The sequence below is a fragment of the Microbacterium enclense genome, from assembly GCA_038182865.1.
GTDB classification, from domain to species: Bacteria; Actinomycetota; Actinomycetes; order Actinomycetales; family Microbacteriaceae; genus Microbacterium; species Microbacterium enclense_B.
The window spans coordinates 209353-231636 of record CP116226.1 but is presented as its reverse complement, the minus strand read 5'-3'; the positions used below and the strand labels follow the sequence as shown (position 1 = coordinate 231636).

General features: G+C 69.9%; 19 protein-coding genes. 9 read left to right on the top strand and 10 right to left on the bottom strand.

All coding sequences use genetic code 11. From position 1 onward, the window contains the following. Positions 1-214 precede the first annotated feature (214 nt). From PIR02_01025 to PIR02_00990, 8 genes are all read left to right on the top strand, one after another. The gene (locus PIR02_01025) at positions 215-1330 is read left to right on the top strand and encodes a mannose-1-phosphate guanylyltransferase (protein WZH37254.1); all 1116 of its coding nucleotides are present in this window, start codon (positions 215-217) and stop codon (positions 1328-1330) included. 195 nt (positions 1331-1525) lie between these two features. Beyond that, a complete protein-coding gene (locus PIR02_01020; GenBank protein WZH37253.1) occupies positions 1526-2626 on the top strand; it encodes a BMP family ABC transporter substrate-binding protein in 1101 nt (366 codons plus the stop codon). Positions 2627-2798: 172 nt separating this feature from the next. Then, a complete protein-coding gene (locus PIR02_01015; GenBank protein ID WZH37252.1) occupies positions 2799-4319 on the top strand; it encodes an ABC transporter ATP-binding protein in 1521 nt (506 codons plus the stop codon). After that, on the top strand, positions 4316-5668 hold the full coding sequence (locus PIR02_01010; protein ID WZH37251.1) for an ABC transporter permease: 1353 nt from the start codon (positions 4316-4318) through the stop codon (positions 5666-5668). The genes PIR02_01015 and PIR02_01010 overlap by 4 nt, the downstream gene beginning before the upstream one ends. Then, a complete protein-coding gene (locus PIR02_01005; GenBank protein ID WZH37250.1) occupies positions 5665-6963 on the top strand; it encodes an ABC transporter permease in 1299 nt (432 codons plus the stop codon). Before PIR02_01010 ends, PIR02_01005 begins: the two co-directional genes overlap by 4 nt. A 43-nt stretch (positions 6964-7006) precedes the next feature. Continuing rightward, on the top strand, positions 7007-7408 hold the full coding sequence (locus PIR02_01000) for a cytidine deaminase (protein WZH37249.1): 402 nt from the start codon (positions 7007-7009) through the stop codon (positions 7406-7408). Further along, positions 7405-8694: a thymidine phosphorylase gene (locus PIR02_00995; GenBank protein ID WZH37248.1), complete on the top strand. Its 1290-nt coding sequence runs from the start codon at positions 7405-7407 to the stop codon at positions 8692-8694. Before PIR02_01000 ends, PIR02_00995 begins: the two co-directional genes overlap by 4 nt. Further along, complete coding sequence (locus PIR02_00990; protein ID WZH37247.1) at positions 8694-9824, top strand: adenosine deaminase; 1131 nt, start codon at positions 8694-8696, stop codon at positions 9822-9824. The genes PIR02_00995 and PIR02_00990 overlap by 1 nt, the downstream gene beginning before the upstream one ends. Before the next feature lie 451 nt (positions 9825-10275). On the opposite strand, the gene PIR02_00985 is transcribed toward PIR02_00990, so the two are convergent. From PIR02_00985 to PIR02_00950, 8 genes are all read right to left on the bottom strand, one after another. Next, entirely contained in the window at positions 10276-11124 is an 849-nt protein-coding gene (locus PIR02_00985; GenBank protein WZH37246.1) for a hypothetical protein, read from the bottom strand. 281 nt (positions 11125-11405) lie between these two features. Beyond that, positions 11406-12188 carry an alpha/beta hydrolase gene (locus PIR02_00980; GenBank protein WZH37245.1) on the bottom strand — a complete coding sequence of 261 codons (783 nt, stop codon included), beginning with the start codon at positions 12186-12188 and terminating at the stop codon, positions 11406-11408. A 162-nt stretch (positions 12189-12350) separates the two neighbouring features. Next, complete coding sequence (locus PIR02_00975; GenBank protein WZH37244.1) at positions 12351-13502, bottom strand: mannitol-1-phosphate 5-dehydrogenase; 1152 nt, start codon at positions 13500-13502, stop codon at positions 12351-12353. Then, complete coding sequence (locus PIR02_00970; protein WZH37243.1) at positions 13499-13936, bottom strand: PTS sugar transporter subunit IIA; 438 nt, start codon at positions 13934-13936, stop codon at positions 13499-13501. Before PIR02_00970 ends, PIR02_00975 begins: the two co-directional genes overlap by 4 nt. 104 nt (positions 13937-14040) lie before the next feature. Beyond that, a complete protein-coding gene (locus PIR02_00965; GenBank protein ID WZH37242.1) occupies positions 14041-15708 on the bottom strand; it encodes a PTS mannitol transporter subunit IICB in 1668 nt (555 codons plus the stop codon). 56 nt (positions 15709-15764) lie between these two features. Beyond that, complete coding sequence (gene ptsP / locus PIR02_00960; protein WZH37241.1) at positions 15765-17450, bottom strand: phosphoenolpyruvate--protein phosphotransferase; 1686 nt, start codon at positions 17448-17450, stop codon at positions 15765-15767. Between the two features lie 54 nt (positions 17451-17504). Further along, positions 17505-17780 carry an HPr family phosphocarrier protein gene (locus tag PIR02_00955; protein WZH37240.1) on the bottom strand — a complete coding sequence of 92 codons (276 nt, stop codon included), beginning with the start codon at positions 17778-17780 and terminating at the stop codon, positions 17505-17507. Positions 17781-17801: 21 nt separating this feature from the next. Continuing rightward, positions 17802-18128: a PTS sugar transporter gene (locus tag PIR02_00950; GenBank protein WZH37239.1), complete on the bottom strand. Its 327-nt coding sequence runs from the start codon at positions 18126-18128 to the stop codon at positions 17802-17804. Positions 18129-18338: 210 nt separating this feature from the next. Here PIR02_00950 and PIR02_00945 point away from each other — a divergent pair, with 210 nt between their 5' ends. Next, positions 18339-20225, top strand: a complete 1887-nt coding sequence (locus tag PIR02_00945; GenBank protein WZH39063.1) for a PTS sugar transporter subunit IIA — start codon at positions 18339-18341, stop codon at positions 20223-20225. A 26-nt stretch (positions 20226-20251) separates the two neighbouring features. On the opposite strand, the gene PIR02_00940 is transcribed toward PIR02_00945, so the two are convergent. Both PIR02_00940 and PIR02_00935 read right to left on the bottom strand, forming a co-directional pair. Further along, positions 20252-20728: a nucleoside deaminase gene (locus PIR02_00940; GenBank protein ID WZH37238.1), complete on the bottom strand. Its 477-nt coding sequence runs from the start codon at positions 20726-20728 to the stop codon at positions 20252-20254. Continuing rightward, a complete protein-coding gene (locus tag PIR02_00935; GenBank protein ID WZH37237.1) occupies positions 20725-22182 on the bottom strand; it encodes a cytosine permease in 1458 nt (485 codons plus the stop codon). Before PIR02_00935 ends, PIR02_00940 begins: the two co-directional genes overlap by 4 nt. Positions 22183-22284: the final 102 nt, after the last annotated feature.

Below are 22284 nucleotides of genomic sequence, written 5' to 3'. Positions count from 1 at the left end.
AACACGGTGGGGGAGCCGGCAGAGGCCCCAAGCGTCACACGGGCGCTAGCAAATACTACGGCCGAGCTATGAATCCGGGGGATTAGGGGCGCCTAACAGTCTCTCGACATCGAGATACTTTCCGGCTGCCGAGGCCGTCGCGGATCTGCCCGCGTCACTCCCGCGCACACCGCTCGACCAGGGGCGGAAACACGATGCCGCTAGGGTCGGTGCCATGGCAGACTCCGCTATCGACGACTTCTACGCCGTGATCCCCGCCGGAGGGATCGGGAGCCGGCTCTGGCCCCTCTCTCGGGCCGACGCCCCCAAGTTCCTCCACGACCTCACCGGCTCGGGGCAGACCCTGCTGCGTGACACCTGGGACCGCCTCGCTCCGCTGGCGAGCGAGGAGCGCATCGCGGTCGTCACCGGTCGCGCCCACCGCGCCGCCGTGGAGCGGGAGCTGCCGGGCGTGCCCGACCACAACGTCTTCCTCGAGTCCGAGCCTCGCGACTCGTCCGCGGCCATCGGTCTGGCCGCGGCCATTCTCGTGCGCCGCGAGCCCGACGTGATCATCGGCTCGTTCGCCGCCGACCATGTCATCCGGCAGACGCGCCAGTTCGAGTTCGCCGTGCGCCAGGCGGTCGCCGTCGCGCGTGACGGGTACATCTGCACGATCGGTATCCAGCCGAACGAGCCCTCCGTCGGTTTCGGGTACATCAAGCAGGCCGGCGAGCTCATCGTCGACGGCGCCCCCGAGGCGTACCTGGTCGAGCGCTTCGTCGAGAAGCCCGACCTCGACACGGCCAAGCAGTACTTCGAGGACCGCGCGTACCTGTGGAACGCGGGCATGTTCATCACGCGCGCCGACGTGCTCCTCGCCGAGCTCGCGGTGAACGAGCCGGAGCTGCACGCGGGCCTGCTGGAGCTCGCCGAGGCCTGGGACGACCGCGACCGCCGGGGCCCCGCGGTGGACCGGCTCTGGCCCAGCCTGAAGAAGATCGCCATCGACTACTCGGTGGCCGAGCCCGCCGCCGAGAAGGGGCGCCTGGCCGTGATCCCCGGGCATTTCGATTGGGACGACGTGGGCGACTTCGCGAGCCTGTCGAAGCTCAACTCGCACGGTCGCAACGAGCTCGCGATCCTCGGTGAAGACGCGCGGGTGCTCGCCGACGCCTCGAGCGGCATCGTCGTGACCCAGACCAAGCGCGTCATCAGCCTCATCGGCGTGCGCGACATCGTCGTGGTCGACACCCCCGATGCCCTTCTGGTCACGACCGCCGAAAACGCTCAGCGTGTCAAGGGAGTCGTCGACGCCCTCAAGCTCACCGGTCGCGGCGACGTTCTCTGAGACCGGATGCCAGTGCCCCTGGCATCCGGTTCCTCTATGACAGGCGGCTTGTAGCGCGCGCGTCACGCGAGATTGCGTCTTTGTAACCATTGCGCTGCACGGGGCCTGCCGGGTCACAAGCGGATCGTCACAGTGGGTAACGTGACGGGATCGTCCCCCGAACCCGTTGGGGGCCCCCGTCTTGGAGGACCATTCGTGAAGACCACGAAGAAGGCCGTCGTCAGCGGCCTCGCCATGATCGGCACCGCCGTGCTGCTCGCCGGCTGCGGCGCCGCACCCGAGAGCAACGGCTCGTCCGCCGCGGCCGGTGCCAGCGACTACCTGCCCTGCATGGTCTCGGACTCCGGTGGCTTCGACGACAAGTCGTTCAACCAGCTCGGCAAGGAGGGCCTCGACGCCGCCGCCGAGCAGCTCGGCTCGAAGAAGCCGATCGAGGTCCAGTCGCAGTCGGAGACCGACTTCGCGTCGAACCTCTCCAGCCTCGTCGACCAGGGGTGCAACACGATCATCACGGTCGGCTTCCTCCTCGCGCCCGCCGCGCTCGAGTCGGCCAAGGCCAACCCCGACCTCGAGTACGTCTCGATCGACGACACCGTCGACACCGACTTCGACGGCAAGACCGACGCCCCGAACATCAAGCCGATCATCTTCGACACCGCTCAGGCGGCCTACCTCGCCGGCTACCTCGCCGCGGGCACCTCGAAGACCGGCGTCGTCGGCACCTTCGGTGGCATGAACATCCCGACGGTCACCATCTTCATGGACGGCTTCGCCCAGGGCGTCGAGAAGTACAACGCCGACAACGGCGCGTCGGTCCGCGTCGTCGGCTGGGACCGCGCCGCCAAGGACGGCTCGTTCACCGGTGGCTTCGAGGCCAACGACACCGCGCGTCAGACCGCGCAGGCCATCATCGACCAGAACGTCGACGTGCTGCTGCCCGTCGGTGGCCCGATCTACCAGTCGGCCGCCGTCGCGATCCAGGACGCCGGTCGCGAGATCGCGCTCGTCGGCGTGGACGCCGATGTGTTCGAGACCGACCCGGCCATCGGCGACCTGCTCCTGACCTCGATCCTCAAGGGCATCGACGTGGGCACGAAGGACGCGATCGTCGCCGCGGGCGAGGGCTCGTTCGACACCACCCCGTTCGTCGGCACGCTCGAGAACGAGGGTGTCGGCCTCGCGCCGTACCACTCCTGGGAAGACCGCGTCCCCGCGGAACTGACCACCAAGATCGACGCCCTCAAGGCCGACATCATCAGCGGCAAGATCACCGTCGAGTCCTACCTCGCCGGCTGAGACACGGACGCTCCCGGGGGAGGTCGGCGCACGCCGGCCTCCCCCGCTCTATGGGCGACGGTGTACCGGGCCCGGTGCACCGTCGAGCCACCCCTGACCGGACACGCTCACGAGGCGCGTCCTTCCGCCGCGAACCCCCGCGCGCGGTGCCACAGAACCTAGGATCGGGAACATGAAGCTCGAACTCCGCGGGATCACGAAAACCTTCGGATCCCTGGTGGCGAACGATCACATCGACCTCACCGTCGCGGCCGGAGAGATCCACTGCCTGCTCGGTGAGAACGGTGCGGGCAAGTCCACCCTCATGAACGTCCTCTACGGCCTCTATCAGGCCGATGGCGGAGAGATCCTGCTCGACGACGCTGTCCAGCACTTCTCCGGCCCCGGCGACGCGATGCGCGCCGGCATCGGCATGGTGCACCAGCACTTCATGCTGATCCCCGTCTTCACCGTCGCCGAGAATGTGATGCTCGGTCACGAGCCGACCCGTTTCGGCGGCCGCCTCGATCTGGCATCCGCTCGTGCCCGCGTGCGTGAGATCTCCGACCGCTTCGGGTTCGACGTCGACCCCGATGCGCTCGTCGACGATCTGCCCGTCGGTGTGCAGCAGCGCGTCGAGATCATCAAGGCGCTCTCCCGTGACGCGAAGGTGCTCGTGTTCGACGAGCCCACCGCCGTCCTCACCCCGCAGGAGACCGACGAGCTGATGGCGATCATGCGCCAGCTCAAGGAGGCGGGCACCTCGATCGTCTTCATCACGCACAAGCTGCGCGAGGTCCGCGAAGTCGCCGACCGCATCACGGTCATCCGTCTCGGCAAGGTCGTCGGCGAGGCCGATCCCCGTGCCTCGAACGCCGAGCTCGCCTCCCTCATGGTCGGCCGCGCGGTGGAGCTCACCGTGCAGAAAGAGGCGCCCACCCTCGGTGAGGTGGGCCTGTCGGTGGCGGGCCTCACGGTGGCCGATGCCATCGGTCAGCTCGTCGTGAACGACGTCAGCTTCGATGTCCGCCGCGGTGAGGTTCTCGCCATCGCCGGCGTGCAGGGCAACGGGCAGACAGAACTCACCGAGGCGTTGCTGGGCCTCCAGGACCGCGTCGAGGGGTCGATCGTCCTCGACGGAACCGAGTTGAACGGCTCCAGCGTCCGGGGCGTCCTCGACGCGGGCGTCGGGTTCGTGCCCGAGGACCGCAAGGAAGACGGACTCGTGGGGGAGTTCTCGATCGCCGAGAACCTCATGCTGGACCGCGCCGACGGCGCGCCCTTCGTCAAGGGCGGGGCCATCCAGCTCTCGACCCTCGCCGACTTCGCGCGCGAGAAGGTCACGGAGTTCGACGTGCGCACGCCCTCCATCGATACCGCGGTGGGCAAGCTGTCCGGCGGTAACCAGCAGAAGGTCGTGCTGGCGCGCGAGTTGAGCCGCGACCTCCGGCTCTTCGTGGCCGCCCAGCCCACCCGCGGCGTGGATGTCGGGTCGATCGAGTTCATCCACAAGCGCGTCATCGAGACGCGAGACGCGGGCGTGCCCGTGATCGTCGTCTCCACCGAGCTCGACGAGGTCACCGCGCTCGCCGATCGCATCATGGTCATGTACCGCGGTCGCGTCGTGGGAATCGTCCCCGGCGACACGTCGCGCGACGTCCTGGGCCTCATGATGGCCGGCGAAGCGCCCCAGAACGAAGGAGTGGCCGCGTGAGCGATCCGCACAGCCCTCAAGATCCGACGGTGTCGCAGGCCGACCTCGCCGCGGCGCCGCAGGCCGACGTCGCCCTCGAGGGACCCGCCGTGGTCGACAGCGCGGCGGGTGCTCGCGTCGTCGTTCCGCCGCCGGCTCCCGACGAGGGGCGCTGGCAGCGCGCCCTGCGCGAGATCGCGACGGGCAACGCCATCATCTCGGTGCTCGCGGTGATCCTCGCCCTGGTCGTCGGCGCGATCATGATCGCCGCGACCGACGAGAACGTCCAGGCGGCTTCGGGCTACTTCTTCGCTCGCCCGCTCGATACTCTCTCGGCCATCTGGGAGTCGGTGTCGGGCGCGTACTCGTCGTTCTTCCAGGGCGCGATCTACAACTTCCGTCGCCCGGAGTTCGCGACGGGCATCAAGCCCCTCACCGAGACCCTGACGTTCGCGACCCCGCTGATCGCCGCCGGTCTCGGTGTCGCCCTGGCGTTCCGCGTCGGCATGTTCAACATCGGTGGCCGCGGCCAGATGCTCGTCGCGGCTGCGGCGAGCGGGTGGGTCGCCTTCGCCTTCGACCTCCCCTGGGGCGTCCACCTTCTCGTCGCCCTCGTGGCGGGTGTCGCCGCCGGCGCCGTCTGGGCCGGCATCGCGGGTGTGCTGAAGGCCCGCACGGGAGCGCACGAGGTGATCGTCACGATCATGCTCAACTACGTCGCGTTCTATCTCGTCTACTACATGCTGCGCACGCCCGGCCTGCTCCAGGCCCCGGGCTCGAGCAACCCGACGACCCCGGCGATGAAGGAGACGGCGGTCCTGCCCGATCTCCTCGGCTCCGGGTACAACCTCCACTTCGGCTTCGTCCTCTCGATCCTCGCCGTGGTGCTCGTGTGGTGGATCCTCGAGCGCTCGTCCCTCGGCTTCCGCTTCCGCGCCGTCGGGCTGAACCCGAACGCCGCCCGGGTGGCCGGCATCAACGTCAAGTCGATGTACGTCTACGCGATGCTCATCTCGGGTGCGCTCCTCGGTCTCGCCGGCGTCGACCAGGTGCTCGGCACGGTGACGACCGGGTTCTCCAGCGGTATCGACGCCGGCATCGGGTTCGACGCCATCACGGTGGCGCTGCTGGGGCGTTCGACCCCGGCCGGCGTGCTCGTGGCCGGCATCCTGTTCGGCGCCTTCAAGGCCGGCGGATTCGCGATGCAGGCGGCCAACGGCGTCCCGATCGACATCGTGCTCGTCGTGCAGTCGCTCATCGTCCTGTTCATCGCCGCCCCGCCGCTCGTCCGCGCGATCTTCCGCCTGCCGGCCCCCGGGATCCGCCAGCCGAAAGCGCGCGCCCTCAAGAAGAAGGAGGCGGCCAAGTGAGCACCACCGCCGCGCACCGCGAGGTCGCCCCTCAGCCTGCCGCCCTCGACACCGCGGTCGTGGTCAGCTGGAAGGCGCCGATCGTCTACGCCGTCATCACTGTGCTCGCCGCCGTGCTGTTCGTCGTCGCTCGCCAGGACGGTGACGCCGTCTTCCGCATCTCGAGCCCGGGCGAGTTCCTCCAACTCCCCGAGGTCGTGCTCGGCGGAACGGTCACCGGCATCGTCTGCACCATCCTGATGGTGCTCGTGACCGTCGCCGCGGCCGTCCTCGTCCGCGCTCGCCGGCGTCCGCCGATCTGGCTGGCCGTCGTGTTCGCGCTCGTGTTCATGGTGGGCTTCCTCACCTGGGCGGCCGCGGGAGCCACGACCGCCGTCATCCCGCTCACCGGCCTGCTCGCGGGCGGTCTGAGCCTGTCGGTGCCGCTGATCTTCGGTGCCATGGCGGGTGTCATCAGCGAGCGCGTCGGCGTGGTGAACATCGCGATCGAAGGTCAGCTCCTCGCGGGCGCCTTCACGTCGGCCGTCGTGGCGACCGCGACGGGCAACCCCTTCATCGGCCTCCTCGCGGCGGCCGTCTCGGGTGTGCTGGTCTCGTTCGTGCTCGCGGCATTCGCGATCAAGTACTTCGTCGACCAGGTCATCGTCGGTGTCGTGCTGAACGTGCTCGTGGTGGGTCTGACGAGCTTCCTCTTCTCGCAGCTGCTCTCGCCCAACGCCGCCACGCTGAACTCGCCCCCGCGCTTCCCGCGCCTGCCCATCCCGGTGCTGGCCGACATCCCGATCATCGGACCGATGCTGTTCAACCAGACGATCATCGTGTACCTCATGTACGTCACGGTCGCCCTGGTCTACGTCGGACTCTTCCACACCCGCTGGGGTCTGCGTCTGCGCGCGGTCGGAGAGCACCCGCAGGCCGCCGACACCGTCGGCATCAACATCGCCCGGACCCGCTTCTGGAACGTGTCGCTGGGCGGGGCGATCGCCGGTCTGGGCGGTGCGTTCTTCACCCTGGGTTCGGTCGGTGCGTTCAACAAGGAGATGACCGCCGGCGCCGGATACATCGCCCTCGCCGCCGTCATCTTCGGCCAGTGGGATCCGATCCGCGCGACCCTCGCCGCCCTGCTGTTCGGGTTCGCCTCGAACCTGCAGAACACCCTCGGCGTGATCGGTTCGCCCGTACCCAGCGAGTTCATGCTCATGCTGCCGTACGTGGTGACGATCTTCGCCGTCGCCGGTCTCGTCGGAAAGGTCCGCGGACCCGCGGCGGCCGGAAAACCCTACGTCAAGGGCTGACCCAGCCCGCTTCCCCCTTCACGAGAGGACCCTCTGCTCCACGATGACCGACATCGACTGGGACGAACTCCGTTCCGCCGCGACGGATGCCATGCACCGCGCGTACGCGCCCTACTCCCGCTTCAAGGTGGGCGCCGCAGCGCTCGTCGCCGACGGCCGCATCGTCTCGGGATGCAACGTCGAGAACGCCTCGTACGGGGTGACGCTGTGCGCGGAGTGCGGGCTCGTGTCCGAACTGCACATGTCGGGCGGCGGCCAGCTGGTCGCGTTCGTCTGCGTCGACGGGGAAGGACGCACGCTCATGCCGTGCGGACGCTGCCGTCAGCTGCTGTTCGAGCACGCCATCCCCGGGATGCTGCTCGAGACCGTCAGCGGCATCCGGACCATCGACGAGGTGCTGCCCGACGCGTTCGGGCCGCGTGAGCTCGAGGAGGCGGCGCGATGAGCGCCGAGCAGTACGACGCCGTCGACATCATCCGTGCCCAGCGCGACGGGCGGGCGATCACCGAGGGCGAGATCCGCTGGCTGGTCGATGCCTACACGCGCGGCTACGTGATGGATGCGCAGATGTCGGCGTTCACCATGGCGGTGCTGTTGAACGGCCTCGGTCGCGATCAGATCCGGGTGCTCACCGACGCGATGATTGCCTCCGGTGAGCGGATGGACTTCAGCTCGCTGGGCAAGGTGACCGTCGACAAGCACTCCACCGGTGGTGTCGGCGACAAGATCACCTTGCCCCTCGCCCCTCTCGTGGCCGCCTTCGGCGTCGCCGTGCCGCAGCTCTCCGGCCGCGGTCTCGGCCACACCGGCGGCACGCTGGACAAGCTCGAGTCGATTCCCGGTTGGCGTGCGGCGCTGTCGAACGACGAGATCATGGCGCAGCTGCGCGACGTGGGCGCGGTCATCTGCGCCGCGGGCACGGGACTGGCCCCCGCCGACAAGAAGCTGTACGCGCTGCGCGATGTCACCGGCACCGTCGAGGCCATCCCGCTGATCGCGTCGAGCATCATGTCGAAGAAGATCGCCGAAGGCACCGACTCGCTCGTGCTCGACGTCAAGTTCGGCTCCGGCGCCTTCATGCAGGACATCGACCGCGCGCGCGAGCTCGCCGAGACGATGGTCGCCCTCGGCACCGACTCGGGCGTGAACACGACGGCGCTGCTCACGGACATGAACACTCCGCTCGGGCGGGCCATCGGCAACGCCAACGAGGTGCGCGAGTCCGTCGAGGTGCTCGCCGGTGGGGGTCCGGCCGACGTCGTCGAGCTCACGATCGCCCTCGCCCGCGAGATGCTCACGCTCGCCGGCCAGCCCGACGCCGACATCGAGGCGGCGTTGCAGGACGGCCGGGCCATGGACGTCTGGAAGCGTATGATTCGCGCGCAGGACGGCGATCCGGATGCCGCCCTCCCGACGCCCCGCGAGACGCACACCGTCACCGCGGAGCGTTCGGGTGTCGTCACGCGCATCGAGGCGCTGCCCTTCGGGATCGGGGCCTGGCGCCTGGGCGCCGGGCGGGCCCGCGCCGAGGACGCGGTGGTACATGCCGCGGGGATCGACCTGCACGTCGCCGTCGGCGAGAGGGTCGCCGCCGGTCAGCCGCTGTTCACCCTGGCGGCCGATGATGAGTCGCGCTTCGAGCGGGCCCTCGGGGCCGTCGACGGCGCGTGGGAGATCGGTGACACCGTGCCCGTGGCATCCCCGATCGTCCGCGAACGCATCACCGCCTGATGGCATCCGGAAAGAAGGACACCGTGGCATCCGAAGAGTTCCGCATCGGCCGGACGAAGATCGCCGACCTGCCCAAGGTCTCGCTGCACGATCACCTCGACGGCGGGCTCCGCCCCCAGACGGTGCTCGAACTCGCCGACGAGGTCGGGCTCGACCTGCCCGCGGATGACGCCACGGGGCTTCAAGCCTGGTTCTCGGACCACATCGACGGCGGCTCGCTCGAGGACTACCTCGAGAAGTTCTCCGCGACCGTCGGTGTCATGCAGACCCGCGAGGGACTCGTGCGCACGGCGAAGGAGTTCGTCGAGGACCTCGCCGCCGACGGCGTCGTGTACGGCGAGGTGCGCTGGGCTCCCGAGCAGCACCTCACCCGCGGCCTGAGTCTCGACGAGGTCGTGGACGCCGTACAGGAGGGCATCGAAGAGGGAGAGGATGCCGCGGACGCCCGCGGGCACGACATCCGTGTCGGTCAACTTCTCACGGCCCTCCGGCACAACGACAACGCGCGCGACATCGCCGAGCTCGCCGTGTCGTGGCGAGGACGCGGTGTCGTCGGGTTCGACCTCGCCGGTCCGGAGGACGGGTTCCTTCCCTCCGGCCACCGCGCGGCGTTCGACTACCTCGCCGAGCAGTTCTTCCCCACGACGGTGCACGCGGGTGAAGGGGCGGGGCTGGCATCCATTCGTTCCGCCCTCCTCGACGGGCGCGCCCTGCGCCTCGGACACGGCGTGCGCATCGCCAACGACCTCGATGTCGTCTCGCGCGAGGGCGAAGAGGTGCAGGTGACGTTCGGCGATCTGGCTCGCTGGGTGCGCGACCGCGAGATCACGCTCGAGCTGTCGCCGACGTCGAACCTGCAGAGCGGGGCCGTCACAGCCTGGGGCGACACGATGGACGCGCACCCCTTCGATCTGCTGTACCAGCTGGACTTCTCGGTGACGGTGAACGTCGACAACCGTCTGATGAGCGCGACGACTCTCACGCGCGAGCTCGGACTGCTCGTCCAGGCGTTCGACTACGACCTCGACGACCTCGAGGCCTTCCAGCTCAATGCCGCCGCGGGGGCCTTCCTCCCGGTGGAGGAGCGCGAGGAACTCATCGAGATCATCTCGGAGGGCTTCCAGCGCTGATCGCCCTCACGCGTCTCGCGGGGTTGGTTCGTTGGGCGGCGTGCGCGCCCGCCGCGCGGCGTGCGTCCGCCGTGCGGCGTGCGAAACTCCTGAGATTCGCGCTCGAGCTGCCGCGTGGTGGCTGTTTCCGGCCGTGACGGCGCCGTTTCTCAGGAGTTCGGCCCGCGCGGGGTGGGCCCTGCGCGGCGGGCCGGCGCCGCGAGTGGGAGGGCGGGTGCGGGCGCGCGGCGTGCGAAACTCCTGAGATTCGCGCTCGAGCTGCCGCGTGGTGGCTGTTTCCGGCCGTGACGGCGCCGTTTCTCAGGAGTTCGGCCCGCGCGGGGTGGGCCCTGCGCGGCGGGCCGGCGCCGCGAGTGGGCGGGCGGGTCGGGGCGCGCGGCGTGCGAAACTCCTGACGTTCGTGCCCGACGGTGGCGGGATGGCCGCGTTGCGAGACGGAAGGGGCCGGGACTCAGGAGTTTCGCCCGGGTGCGCCGTGCACGAGGATGCGCTCGAGCGCTGTACGCACGCGGTCGGGGCGGTACAGGATGTCTTCGGCGAGCAGGCGGAGCGTCGCATAGCCGCGTTCCAGAGCAGCCATATCTCGGCGCCGGTCCTTCTTGTGCACGCGCCAGGTGCCGTGGAACCGCTCGCTGTCACACTCGACGATGAGCCAACCGTCGACCAGGAGGTCGACGCGACCCACCCCGTCGATGCGGACCTGCAGCTCGATGCGACAGCCGAGCTGCCGCAGGAGCAGTCGGACAAGCGACTCGGTGCCTGCCTCGGCGCGGGGGTCTACCAGCCGACGCAAGACCTGGAAGCGTCGTGGGACGCGGGCGAAGACGTCGCCGATGCCGGCTTCATCGATGAGCCCGAGGTGCCAGGCGCTGTCGAGGGTCGCAACAGCCGAACGCGGTGGTTGGCATCGGATCGCCTGTGCGAGGGCCTCCACGACGTCGACCCCGAGACGGTCGTGTGACGCCGACGATGCACGCCAGTGATAGACGACGCCGCGGGGTGTCGGGGGTCGTCGACTGGCCAGCGGATTCTGCTGCACGTGGCGGTCCGTGTGGTGGTGGACGAACACACCGCGCAGGGCCAGGAGGCTGACGCAGTCCAGTCGTCCGCCCACACGGCCAGCCGTGACGATGTCATCGTGCGCGTCGGCTGCGACGAATCGGCCCTGTCGCACACGGATGAGGGTTCCGTCGGCGACGGCGCGGGCGAGAGACCGCCGCGACCACCCGGCCGCGTGGAGCTCGCGTGTCGTCCACACCGCCTCGCGGTTCTCTTCGGACAGGAGAGCGAGGGAAGCCATCGGCCCACCTTGGCCGTTCTGGTCGCTTCGAAGGAGGCGGGGACCCGAGCTGTGGATAACGGGTGTGGGGACGCGCAATCTCGCGAGGGCGAAACTCCTGACTTTTCGCCGCGAGCGGGCCTCCCGTGGGGGTTCCGAGCGAGCACGCGTGGCTTTCTCAGGAGTTTCGCTCGCACCGGCGCCCGCGTGCCGGGGCACCCGCGGCCGGGGTGCTCGCGTGCCGGGGCGCCCGCGCGCCCAGGCTGCGCGCCCGGACGCGCGACACTCCCGCCCGGGTCTGGCTACGGACGCGGGAGGAAGCCGGCGAGCTGCTCGGCGATCACGCGGTCGACCTCGGCCGGGTCCGCCGTCGGGGTGCCGTCGCCGGGCTGGGGTCCGTACGCGCCGAAGGAGGCGTGGGAGGCACCGGGGATCTCCACGAAGGTGGCGTCCGGGGGGAGTTCGCCCTTGGCATCCGCGATCTTCTGCGCAGTGCTGAGCCCGTCTTCGGAGCCGGACAAGCTGAGGACGGGGATGCCGGATGCCGACAGGTCGTTCGCACAGTAGGAGGCGAAGAGCACGAGTGCGTCGGCGTCGGTGGCCAGCTGGCAGGCGCGGACGCCGCCGAGGGAGTGTCCGCCGACGGCCCAGGCCGTCACGTCGGGGGCGAGGTCGGTGAACGTCGAGAGCGGCCGCGGATCGAAGAAGGCGAGGTTGAGCCACGGGCGCGTGATGACGACAGTGATGCCGTCGTCGACGACCGTGTCCGCGAAGGTCGCGATGTACCCGTCTGCGGCGACCTTGGCTCCGGGGATGAACACCAGCCCCTGGCCGGTTTTGCCTGCGGCGGGCGAGAGGACGATGCCCGCGCCGTCGTCGGTGATCGTCAGACCGGGATTCGCCTCGGCCTCGGCCAGGGGACCGGGTTCGGCGCCCATCACGCCGACCTGGCTGTAGATCAGGATGCCGCCGACCAGCACCACCACGAGAGCGCCGAGGCCGCCGAGGATCCAGCGCAGCCACCGTCGCCGACGACGGGGGACGCGCGAGGGAGAGGAGTCGGCGGGGGGCTCGCGGTCGGTCACGTCTCGAGCGTATCCCCGCCCACCGGCGTCACCGCGACGGCCCCCGCGCGCGAAATGCCGCCGCCGACGCGTGCACCGGCGGACGGCCCCCGCGCGCGAAACGCCGCCGCCGACGCGCGCACGGGGCGACACGTCGGCGGCGGGGTTTCCGCGGGGCGGGCTTCAGGCGCCCAGCGCCGCCTGCCGTGCCGCGACGATGTCGACGACGCGCGTGGACAGCGGGTGCTCCGGCTCCAGACCGGTCACCTCTGCGGTGAACGCCTCTGCGTCGAGTTCGCGCAGCATGCGCTGCAGGTCGACGGCCTGGGCGTCCTCGGCATCCGAGAACTCCAGGGCGGCGGCCATCGCGGCGACGAGCGCGTCGACGGGAAGATCGCGCTCGATCGCCTCGGCGGCCGGACCCACGAAACGTTCGTGACGGGAGAGCTTGCGCAGCGGCTGCCGACCCACGCGCCAGACGGTGTCGGGCAGAGCGGGGTTGCGGAAACGACGCAGGATCGTCGCGCGGTACTCGCCCTGCACTCCGGCGTTGAGTTCGTGCTTCTGCACCAGCAGGGCGCTGGTCTCCTCGAGCGCCGCTTCGACCTTCGCCGCGATCGCCGTGTCGGCGAGCGCGTCCGAGATGCGGTCGATCCCGGCCTGCGCACCGAAGTACGCCGTGGTCGCGTGCCCGGTGTTGACCGTGAAGAGCTTGCGCTCGATGTACGGCTCGAGGTCGTCGACGAAGTGCGCCCCGGGGATGTGGGGCGGGGTGTCGCCGAAGGGTCCGCGCTCGATCGCCCATTCGTAGAACGGTTCCACCGTGACGTCCACCCCGCCACCGGACTGCGCCGGCACGATGCGGTCGACGGCGGTGTTCGCGAAGACGGCACGCGCGGCGAGGGCGTCCCATGACTCGCCGGCGAGCTCGATGACGTGCTCGCGCAGCTGGTCGGTCGCGCCGATCGCGTTCTCGCACGCCATGATCTGCAGCGGAGCGAGGGCAGGGTCGCGCAGGGCGAGCCCCGCGACGATGTGCGGGGCGACGAACTTCAGGATGGTCGGACCCACGGCGGTGGTGACCACGTCGGCCGTGGCGATCTCGTCGATCAGAGCCTCGGCATCCACGGAGCTGTCGATCGCGCGGAAGCCGGTGACCTCCTTGTCGACGCCGCCCTCGCCGACCTCGTGCACGGTGTAGCTCGAGGCGGCGTTGATCGCCGCGACCAGGGCCGCCGAGACGTCGGAGAAGACGAGGTCGTAGCCGCCCTCGTGCAGAAGGAGACCGACGAAGCCCCGGCCGATGTTGCCGGCGCCGAAGTGGACGGCCTTCATGCGTTGACGGACCCGGAGAGGGCTTCGAAGAGCTCCTCGGGGGAGGAGGCGGCCTTCAGGCGCGCGACGTCGTCTTCTTCGGAGAAGAGGATCGCGATCTGCGACAGGATCTCGAGGTGCTCGTCACCCTTGCCGGCGATACCGATCACGAAGGTCACGGGTTCCCCGCCCCAGTCGACGCCGCCGTCGTAGCGGACGACCGACAGTCCCGAGGTGAGGATGGCCTGCTTGGTCTCGTTGGTGCCGTGGGGGATCGCGAGCTCATTGCCCATGTAGGTCGACACGGTCTCCTCCCGCTGCTGCATGGCGGCGAAGTATTCGGAGGTGACGGCGCCGGTGGCCTGCAGCAGGTCGGCGGCCTCTTTCATCGCCTCCTCGCGGGTGGCACTCCCGGGGTGGATGCGGACGGATTCGATGCGGAGGACGTCTGACATGGTTCTCGCCTTTCTCGTCGTGCTGTCCAGCCTCGCAAAACACGGGCCGGACGGGAAGACGCCAGGGGCCGGGCTGACGCTCCGGCCCCTGGCGTGCTAGGGGATTACTTCGCTTCGTGCTGGGTGCGGACCATCTCGACGACCTCGTCGTACTTCGGCGAGTTCATGAAGTTGTCCACCGAGACGTGCACGGCGTCGGGCGACTGCGCCTTGGCGCGGTCGGTGAGCTGGTTCTGCGTGATGATCAGGTCGGCGGAGCCGTCGAGGTTCGCGATGGCCTGGTTGGTGACCGTGACCCCCTCGATACCGGCCTTCTTGATCTTGTTGCGCAGGACGCTGGCGCCCATGGCGGAGGAGCCCATGCCGGCGTCGCAGGCGAACACGATGGTGTTCAGCTGCTTCGTGGCGACGGCGCCGTCGAGGCCGCCCAGGGCGCCGTCGACATCGCGGTCGGCCGACTCGGTGGTGCCCGATCCGGTCGTGCCAGCGGCGCGGGTGCGCAGCGCACCGAGGGTCGAGGACTCCTTGCCCTTGTTCGCGGCCGTCTGGTCGATGGCCGCGGCGAAGCTGTCGCCCTCGGCGTCCTGGTCGCGCTTGCGCGACGCGCGGAGGATGATGCCGGCCACGAGGAAGGTCACGACCGCGGCGACGAGCACCGAGAGGTAGACCACCAGGACGTTTCCGACGCCACCACCGGCGGCCGCAGCGGTCACGGCGATGATGCTGCCGGGAGCCGCGGGGAACGCCAGGCCGCCGCCGAAGATCATGTTCACGGCCACACCCGAGGCGCCACCGGCGATCAGCGCGAGGATCGTCATGGGCTTGGCGAGGGCGTACGGGAAGTAGATCTCGTGGATGCCACCGAAGAACTGGATGATGATCGCGCCCGGGGCCGAGGCCTTGGCCGCGCCGATCCCGAAGAACGTGAAGGCGAGCAGCAGACCCAGGCCGGGGCCGGGGTTCGCCTCGATGAGGAACAGGATCGACTTGCCCGACTCGGCCGCCTGCTCGATGCCGAGCGGGGTGAACACACCGTGGTTGATGGCGTTGTTGAGGAACAGCACCTTGGCGGGCTCGACGATGATCGACAGCACCGGGAGCAGGTTGAACTGCACGAGGAACGCGACGATCCCGCCCAGGAAAGCGCTGATGCCGAGGAAGACCGGACCGAAGGCGAAGAAGCCGACGATCGCGAGGATCATGCCGAGGATGCCCGCCGAGAAGTTGTTCACGAGCATCTCGAAGCCGGGGCGGATCTTGCCGTCCCACAGCTTGTCCATCTGCTTGGTGATCCAGGCCGCGAGGGGGCCCATGATCATCGCGCCGAGGAACATGGGGATGTTCGTGCCGACGATGACGCCCATGACGGCGATCGTTCCGACCACGCCACCGCGTGCCCCGTAGACGATGCGTCCACCGGTGTTGGCGATGAGCAGCGGCAGCAGGTAGGTGATCATGACGCTCACCAGGCCGACGTAGCCCTGGTAGGTGCCGTTGTCACCCTCGGTGAGGGCGGTCATGGCGCCGGGCCAGCCGATGGTGGCCGCGTCGCCGCCGCCGCCGATGATGTCGGCGACCGGGGCCCAGTGCCAGGCCGGCCCGAAGGGGCTGGCCGACCCGAAGAATCCGGCCGGGATGAAGAGCATGGTGATGAAACCCCATGCGATGAATGCCGCGATGTTCGGCATGATCATGCCGGAGAGGAACGTGCCGAATCGCTGTACGGCGATTCGCGCTCCTCCCGGCTGCTTGGTGGGTGACGTCGTCGTCATTGCGGTGTCTCCTTGGTGTGGGCGCGGCATGCGCCGCGCGGGTGGGGGGAAGCGGCTCAGACGGCCGCGGTGTTCGAGGACGCGGCCTGGGCCGCCTCCCGAGCGGATGCCGCGTCGTCGGCCGCCAGGGCGGCTTCGGCGATGCGGCGCGCGTCGTCGAGGGTGTGGGTGAGCAGGGTGGCGCGCACGTCGGCGAGGGCCGTAGGGGCCATCGACAGCGTGGTGGCGCCGAGTCCGACGAGAACGACGGCGAGCAGCGGGTCGGCCGCCGCCTCGCCGCAGATGCCGACGGGCTTGCCGTGGGTTCGTCCGGCGGCGCCGACCTCGCGGATGAGGCGGAGGACGGCCGGATGCCACGGGTCCTGGAACGACGCGACCGACCCGAGCAGCCGGTCGGCGGCGAGCGTGTACTGCGTGAGGTCGTTCGTGCCGATCGAGGCGAAGTCGGCGATCTCGAGGATGCGATCCGCGAGGAGGGCGGACGACGGTACCTCGACCATCACGCCGGTCGTCTTCAGGCCGTAGTCCTTCGCGAGCGCGGTGAAGTACCGGGTCTCCTCGACGGTGGAGACCATCGGGGCCATCACCCACAGGTCGGCCGGGCCGGCGGCGGTCTTGCGCGTCGCGGCATCCGCTTCGGCCAGCGCCGTCAGCTGCTCGCGGAGGATGTCCTCGCTCGCGCGGAGCGCGCGCAGGCCGCGGAGGCCCAGTGCGGGGTTCTCCTCGTGGGCATCGTTGAGGAAGGGCAGGGGCTTGTCGGCACCCGCGTCGAGCACGCGCACGACGACCTTCTTGCCGGGGAAGGCGCTGAGCAGCTCGGTGTACGCGGCGCGCTGCTCCTCGACCGTGGGCGCGGAGCTGGAGCTGAGGAAGAGGAACTCGGTGCGGAACAGACCGACGCCCTCCGCGCCGAGCTCGACGGCTTCGGCGGCGCCGCCCGGCTTGCCGAGGTTGGCCAGCAGGGGGACCGCGGTGCCGTCGGCGAGGGCTCCGTCGGTGATCGGAGCGGACGCGGCGGCGGCGCGCGCGTCGGCGCGGTTCTGGGCACGGGCGAGGTCGTCGGTGCTGGGGTCGACGGTCACGACGCCGGCTGCGGCATCCACGATCACCGTCTGACCGTCGGCGAGGTCCTTCGCGCCGGCGGCACCCACGACCGCGACGATCGACTTCTCGCGGGCGAGGATCGCCGTGTGCGAGGTGGGGCCGCCCTCGGTGGTCACCAGGGCCAGGACCTTGTCGAGGTCGAGCAGCGCCGTGTCGGCGGGGGCCAGGTCTTTCGCGACGAGCACGAACGGGTGACCGGGATCGGGGATGCCGGGGGCGGCGACGCCGCGCAGACGCGCAATGACCCGCTGGGCGACGTCATCGAGGTCGGCCGCGCGCTCGCCGAGATACCCGCCCAGGGCGACGAGCTGCTCGCGGAACGACGCGAAGGCGTCGTGCACGGCGAACTCGCCCGTCTTGCCGGCGGCGAGACGGCTGTCGACCTCGGCTTCGAGGGTCGGGTCCTCGGCGATCATCGCCTGGGCTTCGAGCACGTCACGGGCGGCTCCCCCCGCCTGTGCGCCCCGGGACTCGAGCTCACGGGCGACGGCGCCGATGGCCTCGCGTACGCGTGCGGTCTCTTCGTCGACCGTCAGCTCGCTCTTCGCGTCCTTCGGGGCGGGCAGGGGCTCGGCCATGCGCGCGATGAGTCCCTGGGCGACGCCCAGTCCGATTCCGACTCCACGGAGTTCCGTCATGGTGCTGTTCTTCCTTTGCTGGGCGTCTTCGGCCGGCGTTCTCACGCGGCGTCTCTACTCGGCGTCGTGGTCGGTGGTCAGCAGTTCGCTGAGGCGGTCGAGGGTGGCCTCGGCGTTGTCGCCGTCGGCGGTCAGAGTGACGTAATCGCCGTACTCCAGGCCCAGGGCGATGATGCCGAGGATGCTCGCGGCGTTGACCGGGCCGCCGGAGTCCTTGGCGATGGTCACGGGGATGCCGGCGTCTTTGGCCGCCTGGGCGAAGAGCTTCGCGGGCCGAGCGTGCAGGCCGTGCGACGATCCGATGCGGACCGTCCGAGTGATTCGGGGCATGAGCGGAGTCCTTCTCGCGGGTCAGACGCTGTCGGCGGGGTGGCGGGCGCGAAGCGCCTCGTGGACGAGGGCGAGCGTGCGGCTGCCGTCGCGATCGGCGAACACGTCCTCGGGCAGCAGCACCACCGAGACGCCGCGCGTCCCGGCATCCCGTTCGATCCTCTCGAGGTCGTCGGCGAGGTGCGGGCCGACGAGGACGATGTCGCAGGCGTCGAGATCGATCGGAAGCGAGCGTACGGTCCCTGCCGAGGCGGCATAGTCGAGGCCGCGGTCCTGAGCCGCTCGGCGCACGCGTTGCGCCACGAACGTGCTGGACGCGCCCGCGCCGCACACCACGAGGATCCTCATCGAACCCGCCTCCTTACCTCTCGATTGTCGGGAACCGACTCCCAGCAGACAACCAGGTTCGTTTCCCACCCCCCGGAACACGGATGCCGTCGGCCCGCGCCCGTCCCCGAGCCGCGTGGTTGGATGGAGGGAGCGCTGCCATCACGGGCGCGGCGCGGAGGACGGATCGTGACGACGAAAGCGCGCCAAGACCGCCTGCTGGCGCTGCTGATGCGCGACGGGGAGTGGTCGACCGCCGCGTCCCTGGCGGACGCCCTCGGGGTGACCCCGCGCAGCGTCCGCTCCTACGTCACGGCGATCAATGCCCGTGTCCCCGGGGGAGCGGCCATCGAGTCGGGACCGCTCGGCTACCGGGCGGGCAGCGATGCCGCCGCCGCGCTGCGTGCGACCGGGGGATCGGATGCCGGGACCCCGCGCGATCGCCTGCACACCCTCGTGCGCCGCCTGCTGGATTCCGCCGAGGGCATCGACGTGTTCGAGACGGCTGACGAGTTGCACGTGAGCGCTGCGACGCTGGAGGCCGATCTCTCGCGCGTGCGCGGACTGCTCGGTGGGACCGAGCTGACCCTCGAGCGCTCGGCATCCCTCGCGCGCCTGCGGGGGACCGAGGTGGCGCAACGCCGGCTGCTGTCCAAGCTCGCGCACGACGAGATGGATGCCGGGCACTTCGACCTCGACGCTCTGCGGCGCACTCTCGGGGAGAGGTCCGTCGGCGCGCGGGCGTTCGGGCCCTTCAAAGCCGAACTGGTCGCCGAGCTCGGCGCCCTCGGCTACTTCGTCAACGAGATCGGTATCGGCGACGTCGTGATGCACATCGCGATCGCTGCCGACCGGACCACGCGGGACCGCGCCCTCGGCTCGACCGGCTCCGATGTGTCCGAGGCCACCGCCGCGGTCGCCGAACTGCTGGACCGTCTCACCCTCAAGCACATCGGGGTGCAGCTGGGCCAGGGTGATCTCCGCCACCTCGCGACCCTGGTGCTCACGCGCATCGTCGCCCCGGGTGCCCCGGCGACCGACGATGTGCGCGCCCGCCTCTCGCCCGAGGTCGAGGCGGCCGTCCGCGCGGTCGTCGAGGCCGCGGCGTCCCAGTTCCTCGTCGACATCGCTCACGAGGACTTCATCCTGCGACTCGCGCTGCACGTGCAGAACCTGCTGCACCGCTCCCGCGAGCAGGCGTGGTCGCGAAACCCCCTCACGCGGTCGCTGAAGTCGACGTATCCGATGATCTTCGAAGTCGCGGTCTACATCGCGACCGGACTGCAGGAGTCGCTCGGCATCCCCATCCTCGACGACGAGATCGCCTACGTCGCGATGCACGTCGGCGGACGTCTCGAGCGCAGTCGTCGCGCCGATCAGCTCCTCACCGCGACGATCGTCTGCCCCGGCTACTACGAACTGCACGAACTGCTGCGTTCCAGCGTCGACCGCTCCCTGGGCCAGGCGATCGAGGTCGTGGGCGTCGAGACGCGCATCGACCCCGTGTGGGAGGGCATCGACACCGATCTGGTGCTCACGACGATCGACCCGCCGCGCACCGGCGACCGGTTCGTCCGCATCCAGCCGTTCCTCACCGACGCCGACGTCGAGCGCGTCCAGGCCGCTGCCGGTCGGGTCCGTCGCGGTCGCCGCCTCGCGCGCCTGCGGGCCGAGCTCGAGCGCTACTTCTCACCGGACGCCTTCGTGCGGGGGCTGGATGCCGCCGACGGCGAGGCCGGCGTCATCCGCGACCTGGGTGCGCTGCTGACCCGCCAGGGCGTCATCGACGACGACTACGTCACCCGGGCCGTCGAGCGCGAGGCCATCTCGTCGACGGCCTTTACCGACGCGCTCGCCGTGCCGCACGCGATGGGAATGACCGCGACCCAGACCCGCATCGCGATCGGCATCGCCGATCCGTCGATCGTGTGGGGGGAGGGTCGCGTGCAGGTGGTGGCGCTCGTCGCCTTCAGCGAGGCCGACCGCGAGGCGTTTCAAACGGTGTTCGAGCAGTTCGTCGAGGTCTTCAGCGAGCGCGACAGCGTGCAGCGCATCGTGCGCCGGGGCACGGACTTCGCTGCGTTCCTCGACGAGCTCGTCGCCGTCATCGACGGCTGAGGCGTCAGCAGCACACCGCCCGCCTGTCACTCCTCCCCGATGTCCTCGTTCCACACGGCGGGGTTGTCGTCGATGAAGGTCGACATGACCTCGATGAGCGCGGGGTCCTGGAGCACGGCCACGTCGACACCGTTCTCGCGCAGCCAGTCCTCGCCGCCGTAGAAGGTCTGGTTCTCTCCGATGACGACGCGTCCGATCCCGAACTGGCGCACGAGGCCCGAGCAGTACCAGCACGGTGACAGGGTGGTGACCATCGTCGTCCGTCGGTACGACCGTTGGCGTCCCGCGGCGAGGAATGCCGAGGTCTCACCGTGCAGAGCGGGGTTGTCACCCTGGACGCGCTGATTGCGCCCCGACCCGAGCAGGCGATCTTCGTGGTCGAAGAGAGCGGCGCCGATGGGGATGCCGCCTTCGTCTCGGCCCTGAAGTGCTTCCCACCGGGCGACCTCGAGCTTGTCCTCGTCGGTGGCGTAGACCGCCCCGACGACGGGTGCGCCGCTCACGCGCCCTGCTCCGCAGCGTCGACGCCGGTCACGATCTCGCCCTCGGCGGACAGCGGGCCGCCGAGAGCCGGGGAGAGCGCGCGGAAGAGAACCACGTAGATCGCGCCCGCGAGGACGAACCCGACGGCTGGCGTCAGGTCGCCCAGCGGGGAGGCCGCACCGCCCGTGGCCTGAACGACGAGGCCGAGGAACAGCGTCTGGTTGGAGAAGAGGACGACCGAGACGACCACGGCCACGACGAAGGCGATCGGGCCGGCCGGGTTGCGGTACGCGGCCGCGTCGGTGACGAGCGTCGCGATGGACGTCCCGCGCCGCAGGTACCTGTCGACGAGCACGATGCCGAGCCATGGTGCGATCCAGTAGGCGATCACCAGCAGGAAGTTCTCGTAGACCACGGTCACGTCGACGAGGATCGAGACGAGCGCGATCACGAAGCCGAGCACGCCGAACCCGAGCGCGATGATGGCGCGGCGCAGCGAGAAGGGGATCCGCACCCCTGCCGCGAGGAACGACATCGCGCCGGAGTACACGTTGAGTGCGTTCGCCGCGACCGCGCCGATCGCGATCGCGGCGAGCGTGAGCGATCCGATCCACCCCGGCATCCCGTGCACGAACGCGTCCGTCGGCGACGACCCGTCGGGAGCGACGATCAGCGCGGAGGCCGCTCCGACGGACATCAGCACGGTGCACGAGACGAAGATGCCGAGTCCCGCGGCCCAGCCGGTCGCGCGGAGGCTGACGGTACGGGGGAGGTAACGGGTGTAGTCCGAGGCATAGGGAGTCCATCCGGCGGCATACCCGAATGCGGCCGCCGCGGTGAGCAGGAAGCCTGCGAACGAGAAGTCGCCGCCGGAGATGTTCGCACCCACCTCGGGGTTGGCGAAGATCGCGATCGCGGCGAGGACGAAGATCGCCCCGAGGGCGATGCTCGCGTAGCGCTCGAAGATCTGGACGAGGTCGTAGCCGACGAACGCCAGGAGCACTTCGACCACGACGATCAGAACGAGGCTCAGCCACACCGGGAGTCCGGTGAGAGTCGTCAGCGCGAAGGCGCCCGAGACCGAGTTCACGGCGAACCAGCCCAGCCCGGCCATGACCGTGTTCAGCCCCGCCGGCAGGATGTTCCCGCGAAGTCCGAACGCCGTGCGACTGAGAACGAGCTGCGCGAGGCCCTCGCGCGGTCCCCATGTCGACAGAACCCCCTGGGCGACCGCGGCGAGGGCGTTGCCCACCACGATGGCGAGCACCGCCTGCCAGAAGCCGAGGCCGAAGAACGCGACGCCGATGAATCCGACGAAGACGGTCGCGAACTCCAGGTTGGGAGCCGACCAGGTGGAGAGCAGCTGCCACGGCGAGCCGTGTCGGTGGGCGGCGGGAATCGGTTCGATCCCGCCGGTCTCGATGACCGTGGGCCGCATCTTGGGCTCGCTCGTGTCGGGCGTCTTCGTCGTCATGACCTCACGGTACGAGTCCGCTGTTACCGGCGGATTTTGCCCACGTAAGAAGTGTCGACGCCCGCGGACGATGCCGGTGCGCCCCCGCGGGAGCGACACCGG

Excerpts from the sequence above, each read along its gene's own strand:
- PIR02_01025 (WZH37254.1), top strand. The coding sequence starts at position 215 with ATGGCAGACTCCGCTATCGACGACTTCTACGCCGTGATCCCCGCCGGA.
- PIR02_01015 (WZH37252.1), top strand. The coding sequence starts at position 2,799 with ATGAAGCTCGAACTCCGCGGGATCACGAAAACCTTCGGATCCCTGGTG.
- PIR02_01000 (WZH37249.1), top strand. The coding sequence starts at position 7,007 with ATGACCGACATCGACTGGGACGAACTCCGTTCCGCCGCGACGGATGCC.
- PIR02_00995 (WZH37248.1), top strand. The coding sequence starts at position 7,405 with ATGAGCGCCGAGCAGTACGACGCCGTCGACATCATCCGTGCCCAGCGC.
- PIR02_00990 (WZH37247.1), top strand. The coding sequence starts at position 8,694 with ATGGCATCCGGAAAGAAGGACACCGTGGCATCCGAAGAGTTCCGCATC.
- PIR02_00985 (WZH37246.1), bottom strand. The coding sequence starts at position 11,124 with ATGGCTTCCCTCGCTCTCCTGTCCGAAGAGAACCGCGAGGCGGTGTGG.
- PIR02_00975 (WZH37244.1), bottom strand. The coding sequence starts at position 13,502 with ATGAAGGCCGTCCACTTCGGCGCCGGCAACATCGGCCGGGGCTTCGTC.
- PIR02_00970 (WZH37243.1), bottom strand. The coding sequence starts at position 13,936 with ATGTCAGACGTCCTCCGCATCGAATCCGTCCGCATCCACCCCGGGAGT.
- PIR02_00965 (WZH37242.1), bottom strand. The coding sequence starts at position 15,708 with ATGACGACGACGTCACCCACCAAGCAGCCGGGAGGAGCGCGAATCGCC.
- ptsP (WZH37241.1), bottom strand. The coding sequence starts at position 17,450 with ATGACGGAACTCCGTGGAGTCGGAATCGGACTGGGCGTCGCCCAGGGA.
- PIR02_00955 (WZH37240.1), bottom strand. The coding sequence starts at position 17,780 with ATGCCCCGAATCACTCGGACGGTCCGCATCGGATCGTCGCACGGCCTG.
- PIR02_00950 (WZH37239.1), bottom strand. The coding sequence starts at position 18,128 with ATGAGGATCCTCGTGGTGTGCGGCGCGGGCGCGTCCAGCACGTTCGTG.
- PIR02_00945 (WZH39063.1), top strand. The coding sequence starts at position 18,339 with ATGCGCGACGGGGAGTGGTCGACCGCCGCGTCCCTGGCGGACGCCCTC.
- PIR02_00935 (WZH37237.1), bottom strand. The coding sequence starts at position 22,182 with ATGACGACGAAGACGCCCGACACGAGCGAGCCCAAGATGCGGCCCACG.